The sequence below is a fragment of the Methanolobus sp. genome, from assembly GCF_030682845.1.
In the GTDB taxonomy this organism is placed as follows: domain Archaea; phylum Halobacteriota; class Methanosarcinia; order Methanosarcinales; family Methanosarcinaceae; genus Methanolobus.
This window is the reverse complement of record NZ_JAUXNK010000061.1, coordinates 1-23,208: the sequence shown is the minus strand read 5'-3', so window position 1 is coordinate 23,208 and position 23,208 is coordinate 1. Positions and strand designations below refer to the sequence as shown.

Genomic DNA, 23,208 nt, shown 5'->3' with positions numbered 1-23,208 from the left:
AAATCGACAAATTGTAAAAACAAGCATGTAAGAAAGTAAAGAGACAAACAATCACTAGGAAAAAAGAGATACTTCGATTCTAATGAACACAAAAAAGATAGATATTCAGTTGATCAAAAACAAGACTGTCAAAGTTGGGTTATAAAGAAATCCAATAATCAGTAAGATAATTGATAATAGCAACGCTATGGAGCTGATCAAATAGCTAAGCACAAGACCAGAGAACATCAGACTTAGTGACAGCAATAAAGCTTCTGATGTAGTTACAAGATTTGAGGGGATTGGGCGGTCGGACGCATTGAGCCTATCGGTCTCGACATCAAAATAATCATTCAATACCAGGATCGAAGCTGAAATGAAAAATACTGATAAAAAACCCAATGTCGTTTCGTAAGCGGACGCGAACTCTCCAAGAGCCAGGATCTGTCCCATTACAACGCATACTCCGGCGGAGAATGGGAGTTCAAACCTTAATAACCTTAGAAGCCCTTTTACTTTTTTCATAATACAGAACAGATGATATTCATTAAGTTTTATAAAGAGATGCAATACATATGCAGCATCCTGTTATAAATGCTATCGATATAACTTCGTAGAATCTTCATTTGAGCAATAATTACAACCTTGGCAAAGATGTCTAGGTTATATAGAATTAGAAGAAAATAGGTTTCTGCAGAGTAAAAACAGAAGCGCTTTATTTTCATAAAGCGCAGTAATCCTCAGCGTGGAACAAATCGTTATCCCCGCTCCTTAGAATCTTATTCCGTAGTCTTTCCGTCAAAATCCGCTTCATTGGCTTCGGCTTCTTTCTTTGTGGCACGCACGATGCCATCCTTGTGATGCGCCGGTGAATAGATCGTATAGAGTTTCAGTTCCTCAGTTTCAGAAGTGTTGATGACATTGTGCTGCGCGCCTGCTGGCACTACCACTGCAACTCCGTCACCGAGTTCATACTCATTACCATCAATTATACACTTTCCTTGTCCACTTTCAAAACGGAAGAACTGGTCATTCTCCTCGTGCACTTCCATCCCGATCTCTTCCTTGGGCCTGAGGCTCATAAGTACCAGTTGGCTGTGCTTTGAGGTGTAGAGGACCTTGCGGAAGTTGTTGTTCTCAAGAGTTGCATCTTCGATATTAATAGAGAATCCTTTCATACCCTTACATTAGGACTAATGACATATAAAATCATTCGGGAGTTAAATTTACGCTAAATTAAATAATTAAATTGATAATTATATTAAAATAAATAAATTTAATATTAAATTCTTTTAATAAATTGGGAAGATTAAATCTGTTTTGGCTAGAAGAGGTACATAACAACTGATACAATGCAATGGAAATCTCCGTCTTATAAATACCGCTTTCTTGAAAGGAAACCCCAAAGCCTGGAAAGCAAATAAGCAAGGACCAGATAAGATCAAGTATCACTTATCAGATCCCTTCTCCTTCAATCCGTATACAGCAGGATTGTGGACCACTTCGCCCCTGACATTGTACCGTGATCCATGACATGGACAGTCCCATGTCCGTTCGGCATCGTTCCAGGAAACTATGCAGCCCATGTGCCTGCAGGAAGGGTCAAGGGTATGGAGGAAACCCTGGTCATCACTATAGGCAGCCGCCCGTTCACCATGGAGCTTGACAATATCACCCTTTCCCGGGGATATCTTCGAAGCATCTTCCGGGACAGGAAGGACCCTGGCGCCTACAAGGCCTTTGCCGGATTCCAGAGCTTGTGATAAGAGTGTCTTTGCCGATTCAACAGGCGTGAAGCGGGAAGGATCGTACACTTTCTCCCAAGGATTATCCCGGCCAAGTATCATATCGGTAATTATCATGGCTGCAACTGTGCCTGTGGTCATACCCCATTTACGGAATCCTGTCGCCTGGTAGGAGTGTTTACTATCCGAGGTGATCCTTCCGATATAGGGAACATGGTCAGCTGTAATGACATTCTGCGTGGACCAGTGGTAATCGACAGATTTTACGGAGTAGACAGACCTGACCCACTCTTCAAGTTTTCTGTAGTGGTCTTTTGTATTGCCACCCTCTCCTGTCCTGTGCTCTTCTCCGGCTACAAGCACCAGTTCGCCATCTCCTTCCGGCTGGGAACGCAGGGAGCGTGCAGGATGCTCAGCATTAATGAACATACCTTCTGGCAGGGATTCTTCCATGTGCACCCCCAGTATGTAGGACCGTGATTGATGAAGTCTGGAGAACATCATCCCCGGCTTGTCATCAACAGGAAAATGTGTTGCCTGAATGACATCCTTTGCCTTGATAATCCCATTGTTTTCTGTCCTTACACTTATAGGCCCTTCGCCTTCAATTTTATGTACCTTTGTACCCTCAAAGATATGGCATCCATTGCCCGGAATCTGCCGGGAGAGCGCACATAGGTATTTGCGTGGATGGAACTGAGCCTGATTGTCGAAGCGGACCGCACCATAAGTTTCAAAAGGCAAAGGTAAATTTTCCTCAAAATAAGTGGGAATTCCCAGACTTTGAGCCGCCTTTACTTCCCTGTGTAGCTTATCCACTGATTCTTTAGAGCCAGCATAAACATAGGCAGGCTTGCGGAGAAGATCACAATCGATATTATAGGAATTCACCAGGGAGGCAATCATCTCTATAGCTGCCTGGTTTGAGTCAGCGTACTGAAGCGCCTGCTCTTTTCCAAAATGGGAAATCAGGCGATCATATATCAGGTGATGCTGGGAAGTGACCTTTGCAGTTGTCTGGCCACTTACCCCATGAAGTATCCGGCCTGCTTCTATCAAAGCTACCGATAAGCCTGCTTCTTTCAACAATAGAGCAAAAGTAATTCCAACTATGCGCCTCCGATAATCGCCACATCGACTTCAACGTCTTCCGCCTGGATAGGATAATGAGATTCCGGTGTTGTGGCTATCCAGTATGATTCTGGCGTACCGGGCAGGCTGGAATGTGCTTCCTGCTTGCTGGCCATTGGTAACACTCACCAGGTATCCGGCACCACTTTACTGTGAATCGGACCTTCGACAACTGACAGCAGTTCATATATAAGGTTAATTTTCCCCTCAATCTCGTCATAATCTATTCTGTAACCAGTGATAGTATCCATGCAGGATGCTAGCTTTGCAAGTATGGTCTTATCCATTGAAAGTTCCCCCTGATGTCCCTGTTCAACACCCTTATTTAAAACATCACTTACATGGTTTATATACGTTTTTAATTCTCTTTAAAACAATATTAGCAGACACGTTGAATTGGAAAGTCCACACATATCAGGGACTTGCACCAACCACTGCATACTACGCAGGCAACGCCGCAATTATAATATCCTATTATTTAAAAGATAAAGCCCATGACCATGTTATCAAGGGACGAACTAAGAGAGCGTATCGAAGGGGAAATTCCGCTTATCGAGAATATGATCGATAAGGAAATACAGTTGCAGCCAAATAGCGTGGAACTGACGCTCAGGGGTATCGAAGCATTAAAAAACTCAGGGGCTGTCGACTTTGACAACAGCCAGAGGCAGGTCCCGCAAAGCGAGAATATCGGATTTGACAGTGAGGACTGGGCATTGCTTGCTCCCGGAACATATAAGGTTACATTTAATGAGATAGTGAACATACCCCTGGACCTTGCTGCTATAGCAAGACCAAGATCAAGCCTGCTCAGGTGCGGCGTGACTGTGGAGTCGGCAGTATGGGATTCGGGGTACAGGGGAAGAAGCGAATCAATGCTCGTGGTACACAACCCTTATGGTTTCAGGGTCAGAAGGAATGCACGCCTGCTGCAGCTCGTGTTCTTTAGTCTCCGCAGGGAGGTCAGCCAAGGATACAACGGACGATACCAGAACGAGAATGTATGACCATACTCTGACCGACAAATTTTATCCGCGTAAAAATTATGTAGAATCAAACCTATGAGGGATGCATGAGCGAAATTGGCAAATCTGTAAGACTGGAAAGAATACTTGACCGTAATACACGTCGTACAATAATAATCCCGATGGACCATGGCGTAGGTGCAGGACCCATAAAAGGGATAATCGATATGCCTGAAACCGTCAATAGGGTTGCTGAGGGTGGGGCTAATGCCGTGCTCGGACATATGGGGCTTCCCAAGCACGGGCACAGAGGTTATGGACGAGATGTAGGGCTTATTATCCACCTGTCTGCTTCCACTTCCCTGGGACCTGACCCCAATCATAAGGTGCTTGTAACAACCATAGAAGAAGCAATAAAAGTAGGTGCTGATGCTGTATCGGTGCATATTAACGTAGGTGCGGAGGATGAAGCTAAGATGCTGCAGGACCTTGGCCAGGTAGCACGACAATGTGATGAATGGGGAATGCCACTGCTTGCAATGATGTACCCGCGTGGGACAAAAGTAACCTCAGAACATGATGTCGAATATGTCAAGCACGCAGCAAGAATAGGGGCCGAGCTTGGAGCGGATATCGTCAAGACAAACTATACCGGCGATATCGACTCCTTCAAGGAGGTAGTGAAAGGCTGCCCTGTGCCTGTAGTAATAGCAGGCGGTCCACGCATGGATACAGAGAAGGAATTGCTTGAAATGGTCTATGACTCTATCCAGGCCGGTGGAAAAGGTGTTGCCATCGGAAGGAACGTATTCCAATCCAATGATCCAACATTGCTTGTGTCCAACATCTCAAAGATAGTCCATAAGGGATATACAGTGGACGAGATCCTGAAAGTATAAGCTGCATACGCCCTGTATTTAAAAACAGGGCTAAGTCTTATTTTAGATTTTATTGAATTATATAGCAACTCTAGCTGGTCAGCTCGAGATGTCTCCTAAAACCGATTTGACGATATAGATTTTCCCAGGGCAGACGGCAAGAAAGACCTAAAGAAGATGGTTCTGCGTGGAGTGAGAGTCCTCCGCATTAATGAGAATCCTTAAAAATAGTGGAAACGCAAGGTCAGATATTGAAATGACCAATGAATCATATATGGTTGGTGGTGGTACGATATGATAATATGATTGTATTGCTGACCTTGCGTAATAAATAGAATCCATGTACACACATATAATCTTTATGATGTATTTTCCCGGGAACATGTTCATAAAGCCGGGAAACATGCCTGCCAGAGTCCCTGGTGGAGTCTCGTTACCATTAAATGCAATGGGAATGTCGATGTTCTATTTATCTCTGATGAACATCACTTATGAGGATATTTTATGGATAAGTACGAGCAGGTTATAGAACTGGCAAAACGCCGGGGATTTTTATGGAACTCATTTGAACTTTACGGAGGAGCTGCAGGATTCTACGATTATGGCCCTCTGGGAAGCACACTTAAACGCAGGATAGAGCAGATCTGGAGAGATCTTTATGTAATCCATGAAGGGTACATGGAAATAGAGACCCCCACTGTGGGTATTGAAGATGTTTTCGTGGCTTCCGGGCATGTGGGAGGATTCTCTGACCCCCTTTGCGAATGCACCAAATGCGGAGAGGCTTTCAGGGCCGATCATCTGGTCAGCCATATCATGGAAGGTGCCGATGCACTCAGCAATGCAGAGCTGGACAGACTCATCAGAGAGAACATGGTGAAATGCCCCGAATGTAAGGGAGAACTGGGCGAAGCCTATGAGTTCAACCTCATGTTCAAGACACAGGTAGGACCGGGGACTGGCAGGCAGGGTTACATGCGACCTGAGACCGCACAGGGAATGTTCGTTGACTTTCTGAGGCTTGCACGATTCTACCGCGAAAAGCTGCCTTTCGGTGCCACACAGATAGGCAAGTCATACAGGAACGAGATCTCACCCAGACAGGGAGTCATCAGGCTCAGGGAGTTCACCCAGGCTGAGGCGGAGATATTTGTCGACCCTAAAGACAAGAGCCACCCCAACATAAAGAGATTTGCTGACACCAAACTTAACCTGTACTCGGACGCTGCACAGGAGAAAGGCTCCATGGAGAAGATGAAACTGGGACAGGCAGTTGAACAGGGCATCATCGCCCATGAGTTCCTGGCATACCAGATAGGGCTCACAAACCTGTTCCTCACAAGAGTGGGCGTTGCTCCGGACAGGCTGAGGTTCAGACAGCACAAGAAGGATGAGATGGCTCACTACGCCATGGATTGCTGGGACGCGGAAGTAAGCACTGACAGGTTCGGATGGGTCGAAGTCGTGGGAATTGCCGACAGGACAGACTACGATCTTTCAGCACACGCTGCTGTCAGCAAGACAGAGCTAACTATCTACAGGGAATATTCCGAGCCAAAGATGGTCACGCAATTCGTCGTGAAACCACATATGGGAAAACTCGGACCGCTTTTCAAGGGGAAGGCAAAACTGGTTGCTGAAGCTCTTAAATCCCTGTCGCGGGAGGAGCTTGAGAAGGAAGAGATCAGGATAATGGTTGATTCCGAGGAAGTTGTAATTCCAAAAGATGTGGTGGAATTCGCAGAAGAAACAGTGAAGGTCAGCGGAGAGAACATAGTACCTCACGTGGTCGAGCCTTCATTCGGGATCGACAGGATCCTCTACACAGTTATGGAACATGCATTCGATGAGGAGGCAATATCCTCAAAGGAGGAAGATGAAGCCGGGGAAGAAGCAAGGATCGTTATGAGGTTCAGGAATGAGGTTGCGCCGGTACAGGTTGCTATCCTGCCACTCCTTACAAGGGAGGAACTAATTACCCCTGCAAGGGAAATCGAATCAAGACTCAGGGAAAGGGGACTGCTCGTATCCTATGATGACTCCGGCACCATCGGACGTCGCTACAGGAGAAACGATGAGATCGGTACGCCATACTCGGTCACCATAGACTATGATACCGTCAAGGACATGACCGTCACGATACGGGAACGCGACAGCATGAAGCAGGTCCGCACACCTGTAGAGGGCATAGAGGAAGTGCTGCATGAGATGATGTACAGGGGCAGGGAGTTCCAGAGTGCCGGCAAGGCACTCTAATACTTTCACTCCGCTTGCCACAAGTTTAAAAGTTTAAGGATTGTATTATTGGCAAGCTTTAAACTTGAAAACATGCCGGAATATATTAAACATCCCTTGATAAGGCCTAATGCTGTAGAGCAGCGCCTCTATCAGCTTGACCTCGCAGGAAGATCTCTGCGTGCACCCACACTGGTAGTGCTCCCCACGGGACTGGGCAAGACAATAATAGCCCTTCTGGTCATTGCTTCACGTCTGGAAAAGGCAGGAGGTAAGGTGCTATTACTCTCACCTACAAAGCCCCTTGTGGAACAGCATGCATCTTTTTTGAAAAAAGTACTTCTGATACCTGAAGAAGAGATACTGGTATTCACAGGCAGCACAAGTCCCGCAAAGAGGACCGAGCTATGGGATAAAGGACGGGTCATCGTATCCACTCCCCAGGTCATCGAGAACGATGTGCTGACAAAGCGTATCAGCCTGGAAGATGTCACCCACATTACTTTTGATGAGGCCCACAGGGCAACAGGCAATTATGCTTACACATATATCGCTGAGAGGTACTTCCAGCTTGCCAAGGACCCACTCTGCCTGGGCATCACAGCAAGTCCCGGAAGTTCGGAGGAAAAGATAGCAGAGGTATGCCAGGCCCTGCATATCGAGTCGGTTGCAGTGAAAACGGAATCTGACCGGGATGTGGCCCTTTACATTCACAAGAAGGAAATTGAGTGGAAACGTATTGACCTGCCTTGCGAGATGAAGGATATCAGGGACCTTCTCAACAAAGTGCTTGAAGACAGGTACAAGAGAATGGGGGAAGCAGGATACCCCATAAACAGCCAAAGATATGTCTCCAAAAAGGATCTCCTGGCGATACAGCAAAAGCTGCAGGGAGAATTAAGAGGTTCTCCGGACCCTTCGGCATACACTGCCATATCCATAATGGCAGAGATCATGAAGATAGGTCATGCTGTAGAGATAACAGAGACTCAGGGGCTTGGAGCACTGCGCATGTACATGGAAAGACTGGACAACGAAGCCTGCTCAAAGAACGGAAGCAAAGCCTCCAAAAGACTGGCTGAGGACCTTTATTTAATACAGGCGGTCAAACGGCTCAAAGGTTGCGACTGCGAACATCCAAAGATGGAACATGTGAAGCGCATAGTAAGTGAGCAGCTTGAGAGAAATCCCGATTCAAGGGTCATTGTCTTTGCCAACTATCGGGACACCGCAGAGATGATCACAACCGCCCTGTCTGAGACAGAACATATCAGGCCCATCAGGTTCGTGGGGCAGGCCTCCAAATATAAGGACAAGGGACTTACCCAGAAGCAGCAGGTAGGGATAATTGAGAAGTTCAAGGCAGGAGAATATAATACGCTCATAGCCACATCAGTTGCCGAGGAGGGACTGGATATCCCTTCCACCGACCTTGTGCTTTTCTACGAACCTATCCCTTCCGAGATCAGGAGCATCCAGAGAAAAGGCAGGACCGGGAGAAAACATGAGGGACGCGTTGTTGTGCTTATCACCAAAGGCACAAGGGACGAAGGGTACTACTGGAGCAGCCAGTCCAAAGAGAAAAAGATGCAAAGCAACATGTCCGAGCTCCAGAATATGATGCCTGCCAGAAGGAGTGAGAACCTTATTGACACCATGACGTCCGCAGACCGGAATGAACAGGTCACACTTTCAGATTTTGGAAAGGATACAGTGCAAGTTATCGTAGACCAGCGCGAGGTAAAGAGTTCCGTGGCACGGGAGCTGGAGAAGGCAGGTGTCGAAATTATGCTCCACACTCTCGAAGTAGGTGATTACATATTAAGTGACCGCATAGCTGTGGAAAGGAAAAGCTGTGAGGACTTTACGGGCTCGCTTATTGAGCACAAGCTCTTTGAGCAGATATCAAATCTTGCCAGAACCTATGAAAAGCCGGTACTCATCATAGAAGGGGAAAGCCTGTTCAATACCAGAAACCTTAATCCCAATGCTATCCATGGTGCCCTCTCCTCCATAGCACTTGACTTTGGGGTTGCGGTATTTTACACAAGGGATGCACAGGACACAGCAGGTCTGCTAAAACAGATAGCCAGAAGAGAACAGGTCGACGAGAAAAGGGACATATCCCTGCACGGCAAGAAGTCATCCATGATGCTCCCCGAGCAGCAGGAATACATAATATCGTCGATATCCGATATCGGCCCAAAGGCTGCCAAAAGCCTGCTCATGCATTTTGGTTCCGTGGAGAATGTCATCAGGGCAGATTACGCAGAGCTCCTGAAAGTGAAGAACATAGGACCAAAGACTGCCGGCAGGATAAGGGAGATCGTTTCCAGCAAGTATAAATGAAAGCCTGCAATCATATCAGGCAACACATAGTAGTGCTGCCCGAAAAGCTTTCCCATAAGGTCAGAATGTTCGTTTCATTTTCTCGATTATGGAAATACTGTGCTCGATAATATCCAGTGAATCCGAGATTCTTCGGTTATCATTCTCATCCTGCAGGGAACGCGCAAGAGCGATCATTTTATCCATCAGCAGTGATTCAAGCTCAGCCGTCAATCCTTCCGGACGTACAGAAATGTTCTGTGAGCCTGTTGCCGCAGATGTAGGCTCTTCCTTTAGTTCCTGGATCTGAGTGGCATGAGGAACTATATGCTCGGTCACTTGGGTGCCACCTGATCTGATAGCAGGGGCCGCTTCCGAGGAAACCTTAGGCTGGAGCCTTGTACGTAGGTCTTCCGGTTCCTTACATACAGGACACCGGACATCTCCCTTGTACCTGAACATAGGCGCTCCGCATGAATCGCAATGCTGCGCGAGCATTGTACCGCCAATCTCCAGCATTTTAGATATCTTCTGTATTTTGTCATCATCTTTGTCAACCATTGAATTTACTCCTGGATTTACGCAAGCTATATACCAATGAAAGTCTTTTTATACAATATAACTATTTAGAAGTAACTTGAGCAACACTTATTTTGATTCTTAGATTATCAAGGTGATCCATATGTCAGATTTTGAACAAGTCATTCAGGAATGCAAGCAGAAATTGGAATACATAGCCAATGATAACTCCGTTCCTAGAAACATCAGGCGTTCTGCAAATGAAGTCCTGGAAACATTAAGCAAGGGGAAGGAACCTTTATTCCTGAGAACCTCATCAAGCATATCCATACTCGAGGACATCAGCAACGACCCGAACATCCCTGTCCACACAAGGACCCTCATATGGGATGTAGCCAGCCAGCTCGAAACTATCCCTGTCGATGAATAAGGGATAGATAGTTTCTTTTTCTAGCCAGATATTCTGAAAAAAGCTCGTGCAGAGCCAGATATCTTTTTCACTGAGAGTATCTTCTGCAAAAATGTATATACTAAGCAGCCGATGGGACATGGGGTTTACATGATCAGCAAGATATCTGACATGATCAAAGAGAGTTTTGAGATAAAGGATACTGCGCGTGAAAAAACGTTAGTCATATCACGGGATGTTGTGCGCAACTGCAGGACAGCCATGTTCAGTATTCACAGAGGCGATCTTGAGAAAGCATCCGGAATGCTGGAAAGTTCCAGGCGGATGTTAGAAGAGATTGATTCACTACTTGAGGAGCATCCGGACATATATCATGCGGGATTCGTAGAGCATGCCCAGCAGGAATATATTGAAGGTTACGTACTGTTTGCCCTGGTGAAGAGCAAAGGAGATACTGCCAGCATTGCCGGACCTGAAGAACTTAATGTTAGCTATGCGGCCTATCTCAATGGCCTTGCTGACGTGATAGGTGAGCTCAGAAGACATACGCTTGACATTATAAGGAATGACGTACCCTCGGAAGGAGAACAATACCTTGAGGTCATGGAAGAAATATACGCATGTCTTATGATGTTCGATTTCCCTGATGCAATGACGCATGGGCTTAGACATAAGACAGACACTGCACGTGCAGTGATTGAAAGGACACGAAGCGACCTTACAACGGCCATCGGACAGCAGAAGCTGGAAATCTCGATGCGGGAATTTAAGGCAATTATTGATTGATCATATTTATTCGGATTTATTAAATCAGTTATATGAGGATTGTTATGAGATTCAACCCTGATGAAATCAAGGAATGGGCCGGCAAGGATTTTGATGCGGCATGGACAGAAGGAAAACAATTCATAAAGAGATCAGGACTTAACGAACAATATCCACACCTCTCCCTGAGATACGGCAAACCGCATCCCATATATGAAACTATTTCAAGGCTTCGGGAATCTTACATGCGCATGGGTTTTGATGAAATGATGAATCCCCTCATAGTGGATGAAAAGGAGGTCCACAAGCAGTTCGGCCACGAAGCACTTGCCGTTCTTGACAGGTGTTTTTACCTGGCTGGCCTGCCACGCCCGAATGTAGGCATCTCCGATGAGCGCATCGGGTCAATAAGGTCGATACTCGGTGATATCAATGATGAAGCTATTGAAACCATCAGAAAGATATTCCATGCCTACAAGAAAGGAGAGGTAGAGGGGGATGACCTCGTACCGGAGATATCCGCAGCCATCAACGTCTCAGATTCACTTATCGTTGAGATGATAGACCAGGTATTCCCCGAATTCAAGGAGCTTGTGCCGCAATCCTCAAGAAAGACACTCCGCAGCCACATGACATCCGGCTGGTTTATCAGCCTCTCATCACTTGCAGAGCGTGCCAACCCCCCATTCCATTTATTTTCAATTGACCGCTGCTTCCGGAGAGAACAGGATGAAGATGCTGCAAGGCTCATGACATACTATTCGGCATCCTGCGTCATAGCAGATGAGGATGTTACAATAGACCATGGCAAAGCGGTGGCCCAGGGCCTGCTATCCCAGTTCGGGTTTGAGAAGTTCATGTTCAGGCCCGACGAAAAGCGCAGCAAGTACTATTCTCCGGACACACAGATAGAAGTGTTTGCATATCACCCCAAGCTTGTGGGATCAAAGACGAAGTACTCAGACGGCTGGGTGGAAGTTGCAACCTTTGGTATCTATTCACCGACAGCCCTTGCACAATATAACATACCCTACCCTGTGATGAACCTTGGTCTTGGAGTAGAAAGGCTTGCAATGATACTCTACAATGCAACCGATGTTAGAGAACTTGCATTCCCGCAGATTGCCCAGTACGCAGAATGGGTAATGAAAGATGATGAGCTTGCAAAGATGATATATGTGGAAAACCTGCCTGAGACACAGCAGGGAAAAGATATAGCCCGTTCCATAGTTGCAGTATGCGAGGCTCATGGCTCCACACCCAGTCCGTGTGAGTTCCCTGCCTGGGAAGGCGAAATCTCCGGGAAGTATGTGAAGGTCGCAGTTGTAGAGCCTGAGAGCGACACAAAGCTCTGCGGACCTGCAGTGTTCAACGAGGTCGTGGTGTTCAAGAACGACATTCTCGGGGTGCCCGACAACAAAAAATGGAAAGAGGCGCTTGAGAATCACTCTGCAAGGACAGGCGTGAGGTTCCTTGATGCCTTCGCGGCACAGGCTGCATGGGACATAGAGAATGCCATCTCCAGTGGAGAGAGCGAGGTTGAAACACGAGTCAGGATAGTGAAGGTACCTTCAGAGATCAACATACGTCTTGAACCGATCGCAAACTACTACATCACAAGCAACAACAAGAAAATAGACATCCGCGGGCCGATCTTTACAACCGTGAGGGCGCAGATTGGATGAAGAATATCTTCGCAAATGGTTCGACCCACAATCCAGGACACTAAAGGACCTCATGGCCCTGCAGCATGAAGCAAACCTGATGCTAGACCCGGGGGTGGCTTTGACCGGCTTGAATCGGTAGCTGGCATTGATTGCTCCTATCTTGACGATTGCATCATATGTGCTATAGTGATACTGGATTACAAGACCATGGAGGTCATCGGGCGGGAACATGTTGTTCAGAAAGTGAGGCTGCCCTATATACCCACATATCTTTCCTTCCGCGAAGGATGTGCCATGGCCTCTGCCTTTGAGAAACTTGAGAGGAAGCCGGATGTCCTCATTATGGATTCCTGCGGCATCAACCATCCGAGAAAGTCAGGGATGGCTTCCTATTTCGGAGCTGTAATGGACCACCCTACAATCGGAGTTTCCAAGAAGATACTCTGCGGGGAAGCTGAAGTGCCAACAGAAGTAGGCGAGTACCATGAGCTTGTTTATGAGAGGGAGAGCAGATCGGATGGATCCTTAAAACAAACAAGAGAAGCAATCCTATCATCGCAGCGCCCGGCCATAAGGTTTCAATGCAGGCGTGTCTTGAGATCGTGATGCATTGCCTCAAAGGGTATAAACTGCCTGAACCCACGAGGTTAGCTCACCTTTATGCGGGCGAGATAAGGGACAGCCTTAAATCTGGCAGTCGCCAGATGACGTTTGATGAAAATATGACAGGAGGACAGGAAAGTAAAAAGGGTTAAAAACCCTCGTTATCTGAACCGGGAATTCACTGTGCATTATATAATGGGATTTCTTCTGCATCCACTTTTGAGACTTCACCTATACGGTTGTTCAGCACCTTGCGCACACGGGCAATACATCTTGGATCAAGCTGCAACCGAAGGGTAGTCATTTCACGTTCCTCGTGATACATCTCCCCGCTTTGCAGGACACGGAAGGTACTCATCTGGGTTTTGAGCAACTTTGCAACTATGCCAGTATTACCTCCTGTAAGATCATCAGGGCATGTGCGTGTAAGGAACAGGAAATCCCCGGGTTTGAGGTCCATCGCCGCAAAGAAATTGTGAGGACTCCGAATCTCGATCGTAAGGAGCCTGTTCTGCTTGAGTTCAGATATCACATGCTCGGACATCCCGGTCAATACTACGTATTCGGACATTTTATCACCCATACATCGGGAACTCTTTTCTCGGAATAGCTGGCTGTTCGCTTGTCCTTACATCCTCAGCAAGCCTCTGCATCTCAATCTCAATCTTCTCTGCCTGTTCTATAAGGCTTTCAGTATTTACATTGAGATCATAAAGAAGGTTGAGAACACCAATAACAACAGCAGCTGCCCGTGGATCAGGATTCTGGCTTCTTGTGGATCCCAGCAGGCTTATTGCAGGCATGCGCCTTACAAGGCATTCGGACATAATGCTCCCGGATATGCCGGAGATCGTGCCCATCTGGAAGAGTTCCACCTTCTCCCTGATCCTTTCAAGCATCTCGGTGGTTGTCGCAGCACCAAATACCTTATGTTCTTCGCTCATTGTTGCAATCCCTGCAAGTGAGACGATTTCCTTCACATTGACAGAATGGGCCCACTCAAGGATAGCCTTGCTTATGTCATAGGTCACAACAGGATTTACCGGAATGTCAGAAACGATCATAAGAATATTGTGTTCCTGGCTTTCGTATATCCTCACAGCCATATTGATGAGACCTTCATACAGCACAGCTATAGGTGGAAAATGTTTCGAGTCGATAGAGCCTATATACTCCATTTTCAACTCATCTATTATTTGCTGGCTGGCAATATTACCTACAAGCCCTATTCCCGGAAAGCCCTCTATGAGGACAGGATTGACGGATTTGACCTCATTTGTAATAATTTTCACATTACTATCTTCGTAATCAGTCTCAGACAAAAAATCACCTTTTGGTTAGCACTAAGTTACTCCCTGATGATGATATAGAGTTTACACTAGATAAGAGCATCGTTTATCCGAAAAAATTAAGTATCTTGCGATAAGCGAAGGTGTAGTATTTCAGAAGAAGGTGAACACATGGAAAAATCAGTAACATATTTTGATGAAGTAGGTCCAAAGAACACGGAAGAGGTGCTTCGGGCTGCAGCCAGGAGAGCAGGAGAGCTGGGGATAGAGTATATTGTCGTTGCAAGCACAACCGGTGAGACGGCTATCAAGGCCGCCGAAGCTTTTGAGGGTCAGAAAGTAAAGATAATTGCCATATCTCACCAGTACGGACTCAAGGAAAGCGGCAAATGGGAGGCTGATGAGAAAAATCTCAAGAGACTTAGTGAGATGGGAGTTGTCATGACCACCCAGTCCCACATGTTCTCTGGTGTGGAGCGTGCCATCTCCAAGCGCCTTGGAGGCGCCAGCCGGGGAGATGTGATATCGGACACACTGCGTGCGGTGTTCGGAAAAGGGTTCAAGGTTGCCATAGAAAGTACAATGATGGCAGCAGATTCGGGACACATACCGGTTTCAAAGGACACGGAGATAATAGCGATTGGCGGATCACGACAAGGTGCCGATGTGGCGCTGGTATTACGACCTGCACATTCCTTTGATTTCTTCAGCCTTCAGGTGAGGGAAATCATAGCCATGCCCAGAGCAAAAGAAGACTAGATTAGTCATATTTCTTTATTTTTTCCTGCATTTCATCGTCTTCCGGAAAATCCGGTTCTGTGTCATCCCTCTTCGATGAATCAGCTTTTGATCTTTTGGAGTTGAAGCCGATTGCAGACTTGAGTACGTAAGCGGTTACCACTACGAATAAAGCAAATACCGCCAAAGCGATAGCAAAAACTACCAGTGGATCCATAAAAAGTAGAAAAGAAGTACCCAAAAGGGTACTTTACTGTGGTTTCTCGTAGAGCTTGGTCTTTGTCATCAGCCTTCCGCCTTTCTTAGCGTGGGGCTGCCTGAAGACGCTGTCGTTAGCCTTCTCTATTTCTCTGGCTTCGATGGCCAGCTGTGCTGCTGCGCGCATCATCTCGTGACCGGCTGCAGTTGTGAGTGTTACCTGCTCGATCTCCTTCATCATGAAGCATGCAGGGAAGTTGATCTTGGCAACCATATCAGCCATGTGGAGCGCTGCAAGACCCTTTGCCTTTGCGTAAGGGTTGATGAATCCAGCTCTTTCGATGCATTTCTCGGGTTTTGCGACGATGTGAGGAAGCTCAAGATCCTTGCCGGATTTGCCCTCATCGACCATAGTGGTTACTTTGTCGAGCTCTTCCTGGATGAGCCTTACGACACCACAGGTAGAGAGAACCTTCATTGCGTCAGAGTTGAATGATGCCATCTCTACCGGGTCAAGGAACTCTGTCTTTGCGCCGATGAGAGGGTCAACGGTCATAATAATGAAACCGAATCCTGCTGCTTCGAGAGCCTCACGGTCTTCCTTCTTGGTCGGACCGTCAGAAATGATGATACATGGTACATCCTTGTAGATCTCGCGAGCTGCGGTCGGGCCGGGTGCACTTGCATTGGGGCTTATCATCACATAGAAGTCTGCACCCCAGTTCTTAAGTTCTGCAGTTGCAGCTGCCTCATCTTTACCCATTTTGGGACCTGTACCGAAAACACGCACAGAGATTCCTTCTCTTGCCGCGATCTCATCCTGTACCAGATCGATAACCTGGCTCATACCAAGATTACCTAACTTAATGAATCCAATCTTTGCCATGAAAAATCACCGTATTGCAATAGGCAGAGTAGCATATATTACTTTTGGAATAAGACTTAATGATACGTTTTCATGAGTGTCTAGGAACTGCTCAGGGAAACTTTTAAGTCCGGTGCCCGAAAACCTTAAAAGTAATGTTGCATATTTCACATCAATCTCGGCACTATATACTGTTTCACAACGGGATTAAAAATTTAGGTTTGATCGTGTGAGTAATGCTGACAATTCTCAGGAAAGGGTTAAGTTAGTAGTTTTTGATATGGATAGCACTCTAATTGATGCTGAGACCATTGATGAACTTGCAGCGGTAGCTGGAGTTGGACATAAAGTGGCCATGATTACTGAAATGGCTATGAATGGGCAACTTGAATATTCACATGCCCTGAATGAGAGAGTAAAGCTACTAGAAGGTCTTTCAGTGCAAAAGGCGCAGGAGGCTCTGGATAAGATGCCTTTTATGCCTGGAGCGCATGAACTGGTCAAATTCTTCAAATCCCGGGGTTACAAGACCGCAATGATATCCGGCGGATTTACCATTGCCACTGCAAGAGTGGGCAATGCGCTGGGTATGGACCATGTAATCTCCAACGAGCTTATAATTGACAACGACTGCCTTACAGGAGAGGTCACGGGGCCGCTCACAGGACGCGGGAACAAAGAACTCGCTCTGGAAGAGATCTCCCGTGAATATGGGATAGAACCTGAAGAGTGCATCGTTATAGGCGATGGGGCAAATGACATCTGTATCTTTAAAAGAGCCAGGTATGCCATTGCATTCAATGCCAAGCCCATACTGCATCAATATGCAGATGTTGTGATTACTAAGAAGGACCTCGAGGCAGTAATTCCAGTGATAGAAGCACTGGATGTGTAAAGCCAGAATCGTGCATTATGAATGCATGAAATGCCAGCTCTTTTGCTGGATAGGGAGGATTAACAAGATATGTTCAAGGAACTGAACGATAAAAAGACTGAGCTTAAAAAGCAGTCAGAAGAATATAAGGCAAAGAGGAATGAACTCAATGCAGAAGCAAGCACATTAGCCGCAAAGCGTAATGAGCTGAACAAAAAGACCAAGGACCTTATCAACGAGGCACAGGACTTCAAGAAGCTTCGTGACGAGAACAACGAAAAGGTCAAGGAATATAAGGTCATTCGCGACGATGTCAATGCAAAAGCCAACGACATATTTGCAAAGATAGACCAGATACGCAATGAGAACAACATGGGCGGTCCTTCTATCAAGGACATACGCAAGGAAATCGACAGGCTCGAATTTGCCCAGCAGACCGAAGTTCTCACGACAAGCAAAGAGAGAGAGCTTGTTAACAAGATCACCGAGCTTCAGAAACAGTACGTTGCAAAGAAAGGACAACTTGAAGGTAACCAGGAGCTCAAGCAGTTGCTGACCGAGGCCCAGGAAATAAGGGACCAGGCTTCAGAGCACCACAAGGTACTTTCCGAATTTGCCCAGAAAGCACAGGAGTATCATGACAAGATGATAACCACTTTCAAAGAGGCTGACAAGATACGTGCTGAATCCGACGCTGCTCACAAAGACTTTGTCAAGTTCCAGGAAAGCGCAGACGAGCAACACAAGCTCTTCATTGCAGCTCAGAAAGAGATCCGCGACATTGACAAGGAACTTCGCAAGATGAAGAAGGGCGATGTTGACGGGAAGAAAGAGGCTGCAAAGGCAGATGCTCGCAAGGATGCCGAGGATATTTTCGATAAATTCAAGTCCGGTGGCAAACTTACAACCGAGAACCTCATGGCTCTTCAGAGATCCGGACTTCTCAAATAAAAGGCGCATCATACAGGGTGATAACATCACCCTGATCATTGCTTTTTCTTTTTCGGTAAGAACAGGACAGACTCGAAGAGATGTTAATGCCTTGTTCTGAAATCGTATTATTTTTCCAGCCCGAGCTTTGACTGCCTGAAACAATTATCCCGCATCAGGCATGGACCTGCTGTGAAAACAGGGTCTTTGTACAACTTCTTCCAGATTGACCTGAGAGATTCCTCATGCACATTACCGTACGGCAGAAGCATGCATGCACGCCGGCTTCCCTTGCAAGGGAGTAAAAGTCATCCAGCTCGCATATATTACGCGGCGAGAGCACTACGTACATGTTCACAAGCAGACCGACATCCAGCCCTTTGTGGATAGCTGACATGGCCTCCCTGAAAACACCGAGGCGACCCCTCATGGCACTCATCTGGATTGGGGCGATTTCTCGGTGGAGATGTATTACTACGAACCCTGACGCAAGCTATATGAAATAATGGCTACAATCAAGTTGACAGATGACGCGGTACTGGAAGATGTAAAACAATGTATCGCCATCCTCAGATGAATAAAAACGAAATAATCAGGAGATAATGAATGTGGCAATCATTTCTACGATAAATGTAATAGAGCAACCGGAGCAGCATGTCCTGTCTATCCGCACAACTATCCATTTCGACGATTACCCAAGAGTTGCTGGGCAAGCCTATGGAAGAATCATGGAGTATGCAGCTCGAAACGGCCTGCTGTTCTCCAGCGGCCCATTTGTATGCTACCATAATGCTGATCTTGAAAATCTTGATGTAGAAATGGGCTTCCCTGTTGCTAAACCAGTGACAGGAGAAGGCGATATCATGGGATATGTTATTCCTGTCCAGAAAGCGGTGTCAGGCATATTCTTAGGTGCGTATACTGATACCGATCCGTTGATGATGGAAATTATACAGTGGATAGCAGAACATGGTTATGAGCAACAAGGAGAGATATACAATTATTATCTAAATGATGAAGACCGCCCTGTAGGTGAACTGCTTACACAGATTGTTGTGCCAATAAAATAGATTTTTACATGTGTCTAAAGCCCCAAAAGGACACTGCTGATGAATTCAACCATGCTGCAGCGCGTATTTATAAGTTGCTTTTAGTCATATTATTTTTCCAGTCCGAGTTTTGACTGCCTGAAAGAAGTATCCCTCATAAGACAGGGTCCTGCAGTAAAAAGAGGGTCCTTGTATAACCTTTTCCATACAGACCCTAGGGATTCATTATGGATGTTACCGTAAGGCAATGGCATGCATGCACACGGAAGGATGTCCCCTTCAGGAGTGATGTGCAGCCATTTCCTTCCAGCAAAACAGCCAAAGCGCCTCACCATATGCGGTATGGGGAAGACCCTGGGGCCTTCCATATCCACCACTTTCGCTACAAAATCGTCAAACCTTTGCAGGTCCTCTGCTGACAGCACTTCATCCTCACGCTCCAGCCAGCGGCCAGTGGGCACTATCTCAAAGAAAGAGAGCTCGTGAACGCCTGTCTTCTTCGCAAGTGAATAGAAATCATCCAGCTCCCCGATATTGAGCGGAGAGAGTACTACATACATGTTAACAAGCAGGCCTGCATCCAGTCCATTGCGAATAGCAGACATCGCTTCCCTGAAGACGCCAGGACGACCACGCATATGATCGTGGCCTGTCTCGGTAGAACTGTCAAGGCTGACGCTGAGCATATAGAGCCCTGCATCTTTCAGGCTTGCTGCGCGCTCTTTTGTAAGACCCACGCCTGAAGTGAACAGTGCTGGAATGGCCTTTGTCTGGTCCACGTAACTGATGAGCTCCTCCAGCCCATCATATACAAGGGGCTCCCCCCCGTCAAAAATTATCAGCGTTGTGCCAATCTCCTGTGCCTGGTCAATCACAGACCTCACCATGTCCGGAGACAGCCTGGCCTTGTTCCTAGTATCAGGAAGAGCGCAATGTATGCACTTATTGGGGCAATCTTCAGTGATGGATATTGTCAGCTGTTCGGGGATGAACTTGCCCCTCATAGCACTCATCTGGCTTGCAACAAGCCGGTCAAAGGCTTTACTCGGGACAGGAGGCATCCAGGTGGAATAGATCAGCCGGTCGGCCTCCACTTTTGAAGGCTTTGTTCCCTCAAATATCTCCAACATGTCAGATACGAATTTACCGGCTATCGAAGAAGCCAGGCCCGAGGTTCCCATGCGCACTTTATTATTCTCCACCCTGGCATACACCTTAAAAAGAGGGTTCCTGTAAAAGAAATACTTCTTCTGCATACTCTTGTCCATGTATTATTTTTTCCGCAGGATAGCCCGGTATGAGAGTATTGCTGAAGGGTTTTTCTTCAGGATCAACCGGGATATCTGGACAGCCTGATTAAAGGGAGTTCCACCCAGAACCTTCAGATCCTCACCTTCAAAGACCTTCATCATTTCATTAATCTCATTATCGCTCATTTTCCGGAGTGTTTCAAGGGCAAACCTTCCAAGGTAGTACTCTGTCCGGTAAGCCTCGTTCCATAATCTCCTATACTCTGAGAGTGCTCTTCTGGAAACATCTCCTTTTGCAATGGCATCCGCGGCAACGTCACCGCACATCTGGCCGGCATGCATGCCATAACCTATTCCAGACTGACCTGCAGAGCCGCCGGTGAGCATGATACCATCAGCAACCATATCACCAGGTATTGCTGCTATAGGGTCGCCACCAACTGAAGTGCTTATGATAGTAAGATTTTCTATGCCTTTGAGGGCTTTGAACCTTGCAACCCAGGTGTCGAAAAAGTCCGAAACGTCCCTTCCATGCCTGCGCACATAGACCCCCAGAGTCGCACGATTGCCGCCGCAGGGCGAGTAGGTGGACTTCCAGCCAGGTGCATGGTTACCTACATAGTATTCGAACATGTCAGGCTCACCAATGCCCTCAGCTTCAACCTCAGCCTCCATAGCCCATGCGATATCCTCCGGATGCTTCAGGGGCTTGAGCCCCAGAAGGCCGGCTATCTTTGAGTTGATGCCATCTGACACGATGACAAGCCTGCATTTAAGTTTACCCCGGGAAGTGCTCAGGGTAAAGTAGTCCCCGGTCCTGAGGACATTATGCACCTCGACATCCATACGTATGTCAACTCCTGCATCCAAGGCCTGTTTTGCATAGAATTCATCGAACTTCCTGCGGTCAAGGAAATAGGATTCACCTTCGAATATGACCTCTCTGCCTGAAGGAGCAATGATGTGAGCGCCTTTGAGTGTCTTGATGACATAACTCTGGTCCACGGTTTCGCCTGTCCTGTCAAACATGCCTTTGAAAAAGGTATTCGCAGGGTGTGAAGGGATACCTGCTGCTTTCTTCCTGTCGAGCAGGATGACACTTCTGCCCTTTCGGGCGGCGTTCCTGGCTGCCATCATACCGGCAGGGGAAGCACCTATTACTATTATATCAGAATCCATTAGAATACCCCTGTTACCTGACTCAGTATTCCTGCATATCCCGGCAGGAGAATAGAAAGCACTATATCCAGTATAAGGGAACCAAACATTATTCCCCTGTACCTTGAGCCCTGCAGAAAAAGCCTGCCTCCTCTCCCGTGAGTGGGTGTCCCTATAAAATCAAATGACTGAGAGAGCATCCAGCCGCCTGCAAGGAGTGCACCTGCGAAATAGACAGGACCTAGCTCTGCGGTCAAGCCTATTGCAAGAGATGCTATCACGCCTACACCCCACATGAAAGTGACAAACTTTGCGGTCGCAGGTACTCCGAAGGTTACCGGGAACGTAGGAGCTCCTCTTGCACGGTCCCCGACAACATCCCTTGCGACTCCCGACAATGTAAAACCCCAGTCGGTGAAGCACATCATCAGCCCCAGGAAGATGGCAGGCAGAGGAAGTATGGAGCCATAGTCGGGCTGTCTAAGGATGCCTGCAGGGTCAAATGCCAGCCAGATGCCGATTGGAACAAGACCATATGCTATGCCCACAGGCACAAAGCTCAGGAAGGTAGCCCTTTTTGCAACAGCCGAATAAACGCTGATGGTCGCCACGGCAATCAGGAGCACCACAAATGACTCGGGATTGAGATAAAGCGCAGCCGCGCTGGCTACCAGGAAAAGCAGGATGGAATATTTCAGAGCTTTATCCCTTGTGAGCCTGTCCGATACAAGAGGACGGTTTGGCAGGTTTATCCTATCGATATCCATGTCACAGCAGTCATTGTATACGTAGGAGCTTGTGATGGCTGCGTAACCTCCGATAACTGCGATAATGAATGGGATGAGAGGAGGAAGGGAGCCTGTTGCAAGATAGGCTGCAAGCAATGCACTTGCTGCAGGCAGTGCAAAATCCATGTCAGCTATTTCCGGGCGAAGCAGCTCTATATATGGATTCCTTGTTTTTGTATCGGAAGTTGAAACCATGTAAATCACCAGGGAGTTTTATCCCTAATTTCCAGTATTATATATTAGTATTAGGGTCTGTGAACTACCCAGACCCTAAAGGGTCAGGGCTTCCTGCTCAATAGTAGTCTTCTACTAAGTATCAACAGGCTATCCCCGCAGTTCCTGCGGTTTGTTGTATCATTGTCATTCCGTAGTTGCGGATATTGACAGCGGCATTAATATCTCGATCATGGAATGTTCCACAAGTGCAGGTCCATGTCCTGTCATCCAGAGTTAATCCCCTGTAGACTGTATTGCAGATAGAACATGTCATTGAACTGGGATAGAACCTTGGTATCTTTACAAGCTTCTTTCCAATTTCTTCCATCTTCTGTTCCAGGATCGTCCGAAACATTCCGAATCCATTGTCGTTTGTTGATTTTCCAAGTCTGAGACTTCCTGCAAGTCCTCTCAAATGGATGTTTTCGACAAAGACATAATCATACTTTTTTGAAAGCGACAATGCTTCTTTTCGTATCCAGTCCAGCCGTTGGTTCGCAACCATTTCATGTACCTTGGCAACTTTACTTTTCTGCTTCCGGTAATTATTACTGTTGAGTTCCATTCTGGCCAGTTTCTGCTGTTCAGCTGCTAATTTCTTCTGTCCTTTCCGATAAAACCTTGGATAA

29 protein-coding genes are annotated in these 23,208 nt (G+C 46.8%); 14 read left to right on the top strand and 15 right to left on the bottom strand.

The annotated features are described in order from the left end of the window. Positions 1-105: 105 nt before the first annotated feature. The 5 genes from Q8J68_RS07195 to Q8J68_RS07175 all read right to left on the bottom strand — a co-directional run bounded on the left by Q8J68_RS07195 (position 106) and on the right by Q8J68_RS07175 (position 3,142). The gene (locus Q8J68_RS07195; RefSeq protein ID WP_305310841.1) at positions 106-432 is read right to left on the bottom strand and encodes a UbiA family prenyltransferase; all 327 of its coding nucleotides are present in this window, start codon (positions 430-432) and stop codon (positions 106-108) included. Positions 433-758: 326 nt separating this feature from the next. Further along, a complete protein-coding gene (locus Q8J68_RS07190; protein ID WP_305310840.1) occupies positions 759-1,157 on the bottom strand; it encodes a cupin domain-containing protein in 399 nt (132 codons plus the stop codon). A 270-nt stretch (positions 1,158-1,427) separates the two neighbouring features. After that, positions 1,428-2,810, bottom strand: coding sequence for an FAD-dependent oxidoreductase (locus Q8J68_RS07185; protein WP_305310839.1), 1,383 nt, complete (start codon positions 2,808-2,810; stop codon positions 1,428-1,430). Positions 2,811-2,833: 23 nt separating this feature from the next. Then, positions 2,834-2,971 carry a hypothetical protein gene (locus tag Q8J68_RS07180; protein WP_305310838.1) on the bottom strand — a complete coding sequence of 46 codons (138 nt, stop codon included), beginning with the start codon at positions 2,969-2,971 and terminating at the stop codon, positions 2,834-2,836. Between the two features lie 9 nt (positions 2,972-2,980). Next, positions 2,981-3,142, bottom strand: a complete 162-nt coding sequence (locus Q8J68_RS07175; RefSeq protein WP_305310837.1) for a hypothetical protein — start codon at positions 3,140-3,142, stop codon at positions 2,981-2,983. Between the two features lie 207 nt (positions 3,143-3,349). Between Q8J68_RS07175 and Q8J68_RS07170 the strand changes: the two genes are divergently transcribed. The 4 genes from Q8J68_RS07170 (at position 3,350) to Q8J68_RS07155 (ending at position 9,282) form a co-directional block, all read left to right on the top strand. Then, positions 3,350-3,862, top strand: coding sequence for a deoxyuridine 5'-triphosphate nucleotidohydrolase (locus tag Q8J68_RS07170; protein WP_305310836.1), 513 nt, complete (start codon positions 3,350-3,352; stop codon positions 3,860-3,862). Positions 3,863-3,927: 65 nt separating this feature from the next. Then, positions 3,928-4,719 (top strand): 2-amino-3,7-dideoxy-D-threo-hept-6-ulosonate synthase, encoded by a 792-nt coding sequence (locus Q8J68_RS07165; protein WP_305310835.1) that lies wholly within the window; start codon positions 3,928-3,930, stop codon positions 4,717-4,719. Positions 4,720-5,202: 483 nt separating this feature from the next. Further along, complete coding sequence (glyS, locus tag Q8J68_RS07160) at positions 5,203-6,954, top strand: glycine--tRNA ligase (RefSeq protein WP_305310834.1); 1,752 nt, start codon at positions 5,203-5,205, stop codon at positions 6,952-6,954. 72 nt (positions 6,955-7,026) lie between these two features. Continuing rightward, positions 7,027-9,282: a DEAD/DEAH box helicase gene (locus tag Q8J68_RS07155; RefSeq protein WP_305310833.1), complete on the top strand. Its 2,256-nt coding sequence runs from the start codon at positions 7,027-7,029 to the stop codon at positions 9,280-9,282. Between the two features lie 60 nt (positions 9,283-9,342). Here the strand turns inward: Q8J68_RS07155 and Q8J68_RS07150 are convergent, their stop codons facing one another. Continuing rightward, positions 9,343-9,822: an Sjogren's syndrome/scleroderma autoantigen 1 family protein gene (locus Q8J68_RS07150; protein WP_305310832.1), complete on the bottom strand. Its 480-nt coding sequence runs from the start codon at positions 9,820-9,822 to the stop codon at positions 9,343-9,345. Positions 9,823-9,943: 121 nt separating this feature from the next. Between Q8J68_RS07150 and Q8J68_RS07145 the strand changes: the two genes are divergently transcribed. From Q8J68_RS07145 to Q8J68_RS14970, 6 genes are all read left to right on the top strand, one after another. Next, a complete protein-coding gene (locus Q8J68_RS07145; RefSeq protein WP_015053375.1) occupies positions 9,944-10,210 on the top strand; it encodes a UPF0147 family protein in 267 nt (88 codons plus the stop codon). Positions 10,211-10,339: 129 nt separating this feature from the next. Further along, positions 10,340-10,975, top strand: a complete 636-nt coding sequence (locus tag Q8J68_RS07140; protein WP_305310831.1) for a haloacid dehalogenase — start codon at positions 10,340-10,342, stop codon at positions 10,973-10,975. Positions 10,976-11,019: 44 nt separating this feature from the next. Then, positions 11,020-12,639: an O-phosphoserine--tRNA ligase gene (gene sepS / locus Q8J68_RS07135; protein WP_305310830.1), complete on the top strand. Its 1,620-nt coding sequence runs from the start codon at positions 11,020-11,022 to the stop codon at positions 12,637-12,639. Beyond that, positions 12,632-12,760: a hypothetical protein gene (locus Q8J68_RS07130; RefSeq protein WP_305310829.1), complete on the top strand. Its 129-nt coding sequence runs from the start codon at positions 12,632-12,634 to the stop codon at positions 12,758-12,760. The genes sepS and Q8J68_RS07130 overlap by 8 nt, the downstream gene beginning before the upstream one ends. Before the next feature lie 47 nt (positions 12,761-12,807). After that, positions 12,808-13,227: an endonuclease V gene (locus Q8J68_RS07125; RefSeq protein ID WP_305310828.1), complete on the top strand. Its 420-nt coding sequence runs from the start codon at positions 12,808-12,810 to the stop codon at positions 13,225-13,227. Beyond that, entirely contained in the window at positions 13,134-13,376 is a 243-nt protein-coding gene (locus Q8J68_RS14970; protein WP_370867617.1) for an endonuclease V, read from the top strand. Before Q8J68_RS07125 ends, Q8J68_RS14970 begins: the two co-directional genes overlap by 94 nt. Before the next feature lie 26 nt (positions 13,377-13,402). Here Q8J68_RS14970 and Q8J68_RS07120 read toward each other — a convergent pair whose 3' ends face one another. Both Q8J68_RS07120 and Q8J68_RS07115 read right to left on the bottom strand, forming a co-directional pair. After that, positions 13,403-13,795 carry a DUF473 domain-containing protein gene (locus Q8J68_RS07120; RefSeq protein WP_305310827.1) on the bottom strand — a complete coding sequence of 131 codons (393 nt, stop codon included), beginning with the start codon at positions 13,793-13,795 and terminating at the stop codon, positions 13,403-13,405. Positions 13,796-13,799: 4 nt separating this feature from the next. After that, on the bottom strand, positions 13,800-14,546 hold the full coding sequence (locus Q8J68_RS07115; protein ID WP_305310826.1) for a proteasome assembly chaperone family protein: 747 nt from the start codon (positions 14,544-14,546) through the stop codon (positions 13,800-13,802). A 138-nt stretch (positions 14,547-14,684) separates the two neighbouring features. On the opposite strand from Q8J68_RS07115, the gene Q8J68_RS07110 reads away from it, so the two are divergent. Then, positions 14,685-15,272 carry a pyruvate kinase alpha/beta domain-containing protein gene (locus Q8J68_RS07110; protein ID WP_305310825.1) on the top strand — a complete coding sequence of 196 codons (588 nt, stop codon included), beginning with the start codon at positions 14,685-14,687 and terminating at the stop codon, positions 15,270-15,272. Position 15,273: 1 nt separating this feature from the next. Here Q8J68_RS07110 and Q8J68_RS07105 read toward each other — a convergent pair whose 3' ends face one another. Together Q8J68_RS07105 and Q8J68_RS07100 are read right to left on the bottom strand one after the other, a co-directional pair. Next, the gene (locus Q8J68_RS07105) at positions 15,274-15,468 is read right to left on the bottom strand and encodes a hypothetical protein (RefSeq protein ID WP_305310824.1); all 195 of its coding nucleotides are present in this window, start codon (positions 15,466-15,468) and stop codon (positions 15,274-15,276) included. A 33-nt stretch (positions 15,469-15,501) separates the two neighbouring features. Next, on the bottom strand, positions 15,502-16,335 hold the full coding sequence (locus Q8J68_RS07100; protein WP_305310823.1) for a F420-dependent methylenetetrahydromethanopterin dehydrogenase: 834 nt from the start codon (positions 16,333-16,335) through the stop codon (positions 15,502-15,504). A gap of 208 nt (positions 16,336-16,543) precedes the next feature. Here Q8J68_RS07100 and serB point away from each other — a divergent pair, with 208 nt between their 5' ends. Further along, positions 16,544-17,209, top strand: a complete 666-nt coding sequence (serB, locus tag Q8J68_RS07095; protein ID WP_370867615.1) for a phosphoserine phosphatase SerB — start codon at positions 16,544-16,546, stop codon at positions 17,207-17,209. Positions 17,210-17,278: 69 nt separating this feature from the next. Continuing rightward, positions 17,279-18,139 carry a coiled-coil protein gene (locus tag Q8J68_RS07090; RefSeq protein ID WP_305310821.1) on the top strand — a complete coding sequence of 287 codons (861 nt, stop codon included), beginning with the start codon at positions 17,279-17,281 and terminating at the stop codon, positions 18,137-18,139. 154 nt (positions 18,140-18,293) lie between these two features. On the opposite strand, the gene Q8J68_RS07085 is transcribed toward Q8J68_RS07090, so the two are convergent. Then, entirely contained in the window at positions 18,294-18,557 is a 264-nt protein-coding gene (locus tag Q8J68_RS07085) for a hypothetical protein (RefSeq protein ID WP_305310820.1), read from the bottom strand. 169 nt (positions 18,558-18,726) lie between these two features. On the opposite strand from Q8J68_RS07085, the gene Q8J68_RS07080 reads away from it, so the two are divergent. Next, a complete protein-coding gene (locus tag Q8J68_RS07080) occupies positions 18,727-19,188 on the top strand; it encodes a GyrI-like domain-containing protein (RefSeq protein WP_305310819.1) in 462 nt (153 codons plus the stop codon). 89 nt (positions 19,189-19,277) lie between these two features. On the opposite strand, the gene Q8J68_RS07075 is transcribed toward Q8J68_RS07080, so the two are convergent. From Q8J68_RS07075 to Q8J68_RS07060, 4 genes are all read right to left on the bottom strand, one after another. Further along, a complete protein-coding gene (locus Q8J68_RS07075) occupies positions 19,278-20,435 on the bottom strand; it encodes a radical SAM/SPASM domain-containing protein (protein ID WP_305310818.1) in 1,158 nt (385 codons plus the stop codon). A 3-nt stretch (positions 20,436-20,438) separates the two neighbouring features. Then, entirely contained in the window at positions 20,439-21,596 is a 1,158-nt protein-coding gene (locus tag Q8J68_RS07070) for an NAD(P)/FAD-dependent oxidoreductase (protein ID WP_305310817.1), read from the bottom strand. Then, positions 21,596-22,558 (bottom strand): UbiA family prenyltransferase, encoded by a 963-nt coding sequence (locus tag Q8J68_RS07065; RefSeq protein ID WP_305310816.1) that lies wholly within the window; start codon positions 22,556-22,558, stop codon positions 21,596-21,598. The genes Q8J68_RS07070 and Q8J68_RS07065 overlap by 1 nt, the downstream gene beginning before the upstream one ends. Positions 22,559-22,679: 121 nt before the next feature. Beyond that, the coding region (locus Q8J68_RS07060) for a transposase (RefSeq protein ID WP_305310815.1) at positions 22,680-23,208 on the bottom strand (529 nt) is incomplete at its 5' end.

What these genes read in the sequence shown, in the direction of transcription:
- Q8J68_RS07175 (WP_305310837.1), bottom strand. Translation starts at nt 3,142, where the DNA reads ATGGATAAGACCATACTTGCAAAGCTAGCATCCTGCATGGATACTATC.
- Q8J68_RS07170 (WP_305310836.1), top strand. Translation starts at nt 3,350, where the DNA reads ATGACCATGTTATCAAGGGACGAACTAAGAGAGCGTATCGAAGGGGAA.
- Q8J68_RS07110 (WP_305310825.1), top strand. Translation starts at nt 14,685, where the DNA reads ATGGAAAAATCAGTAACATATTTTGATGAAGTAGGTCCAAAGAACACG.
- Q8J68_RS07090 (WP_305310821.1), top strand. Translation starts at nt 17,279, where the DNA reads ATGTTCAAGGAACTGAACGATAAAAAGACTGAGCTTAAAAAGCAGTCA.
- Q8J68_RS07155 (WP_305310833.1), top strand. Translation starts at nt 7,027, where the DNA reads ATGCCGGAATATATTAAACATCCCTTGATAAGGCCTAATGCTGTAGAG.
- Q8J68_RS07100 (WP_305310823.1), bottom strand. Translation starts at nt 16,335, where the DNA reads ATGGCAAAGATTGGATTCATTAAGTTAGGTAATCTTGGTATGAGCCAG.
- Q8J68_RS07065 (WP_305310816.1), bottom strand. Translation starts at nt 22,558, where the DNA reads ATGGTTTCAACTTCCGATACAAAAACAAGGAATCCATATATAGAGCTG.
- Q8J68_RS07195 (WP_305310841.1), bottom strand. Translation starts at nt 432, where the DNA reads ATGGGACAGATCCTGGCTCTTGGAGAGTTCGCGTCCGCTTACGAAACG.
- Q8J68_RS07190 (WP_305310840.1), bottom strand. Translation starts at nt 1,157, where the DNA reads ATGAAAGGATTCTCTATTAATATCGAAGATGCAACTCTTGAGAACAAC.
- Q8J68_RS07075 (WP_305310818.1), bottom strand. Translation starts at nt 20,435, where the DNA reads ATGGACAAGAGTATGCAGAAGAAGTATTTCTTTTACAGGAACCCTCTT.
- glyS (WP_305310834.1), top strand. Translation starts at nt 5,203, where the DNA reads ATGGATAAGTACGAGCAGGTTATAGAACTGGCAAAACGCCGGGGATTT.
- Q8J68_RS07140 (WP_305310831.1), top strand. Translation starts at nt 10,340, where the DNA reads ATGATCAGCAAGATATCTGACATGATCAAAGAGAGTTTTGAGATAAAG.
- Q8J68_RS07120 (WP_305310827.1), bottom strand. Translation starts at nt 13,795, where the DNA reads ATGTCCGAATACGTAGTATTGACCGGGATGTCCGAGCATGTGATATCT.
- Q8J68_RS07180 (WP_305310838.1), bottom strand. Translation starts at nt 2,971, where the DNA reads ATGGCCAGCAAGCAGGAAGCACATTCCAGCCTGCCCGGTACGCCAGAA.
- Q8J68_RS07070 (WP_305310817.1), bottom strand. Translation starts at nt 21,596, where the DNA reads ATGGATTCTGATATAATAGTAATAGGTGCTTCCCCTGCCGGTATGATG.
- Q8J68_RS07145 (WP_015053375.1), top strand. Translation starts at nt 9,944, where the DNA reads ATGTCAGATTTTGAACAAGTCATTCAGGAATGCAAGCAGAAATTGGAA.
- sepS (WP_305310830.1), top strand. Translation starts at nt 11,020, where the DNA reads ATGAGATTCAACCCTGATGAAATCAAGGAATGGGCCGGCAAGGATTTT.
- Q8J68_RS07105 (WP_305310824.1), bottom strand. Translation starts at nt 15,468, where the DNA reads ATGGATCCACTGGTAGTTTTTGCTATCGCTTTGGCGGTATTTGCTTTA.
- Q8J68_RS07165 (WP_305310835.1), top strand. Translation starts at nt 3,928, where the DNA reads ATGAGCGAAATTGGCAAATCTGTAAGACTGGAAAGAATACTTGACCGT.
- Q8J68_RS07150 (WP_305310832.1), bottom strand. Translation starts at nt 9,822, where the DNA reads ATGGTTGACAAAGATGATGACAAAATACAGAAGATATCTAAAATGCTG.
- Q8J68_RS07085 (WP_305310820.1), bottom strand. Translation starts at nt 18,557, where the DNA reads ATGAGTGCCATGAGGGGTCGCCTCGGTGTTTTCAGGGAGGCCATGTCA.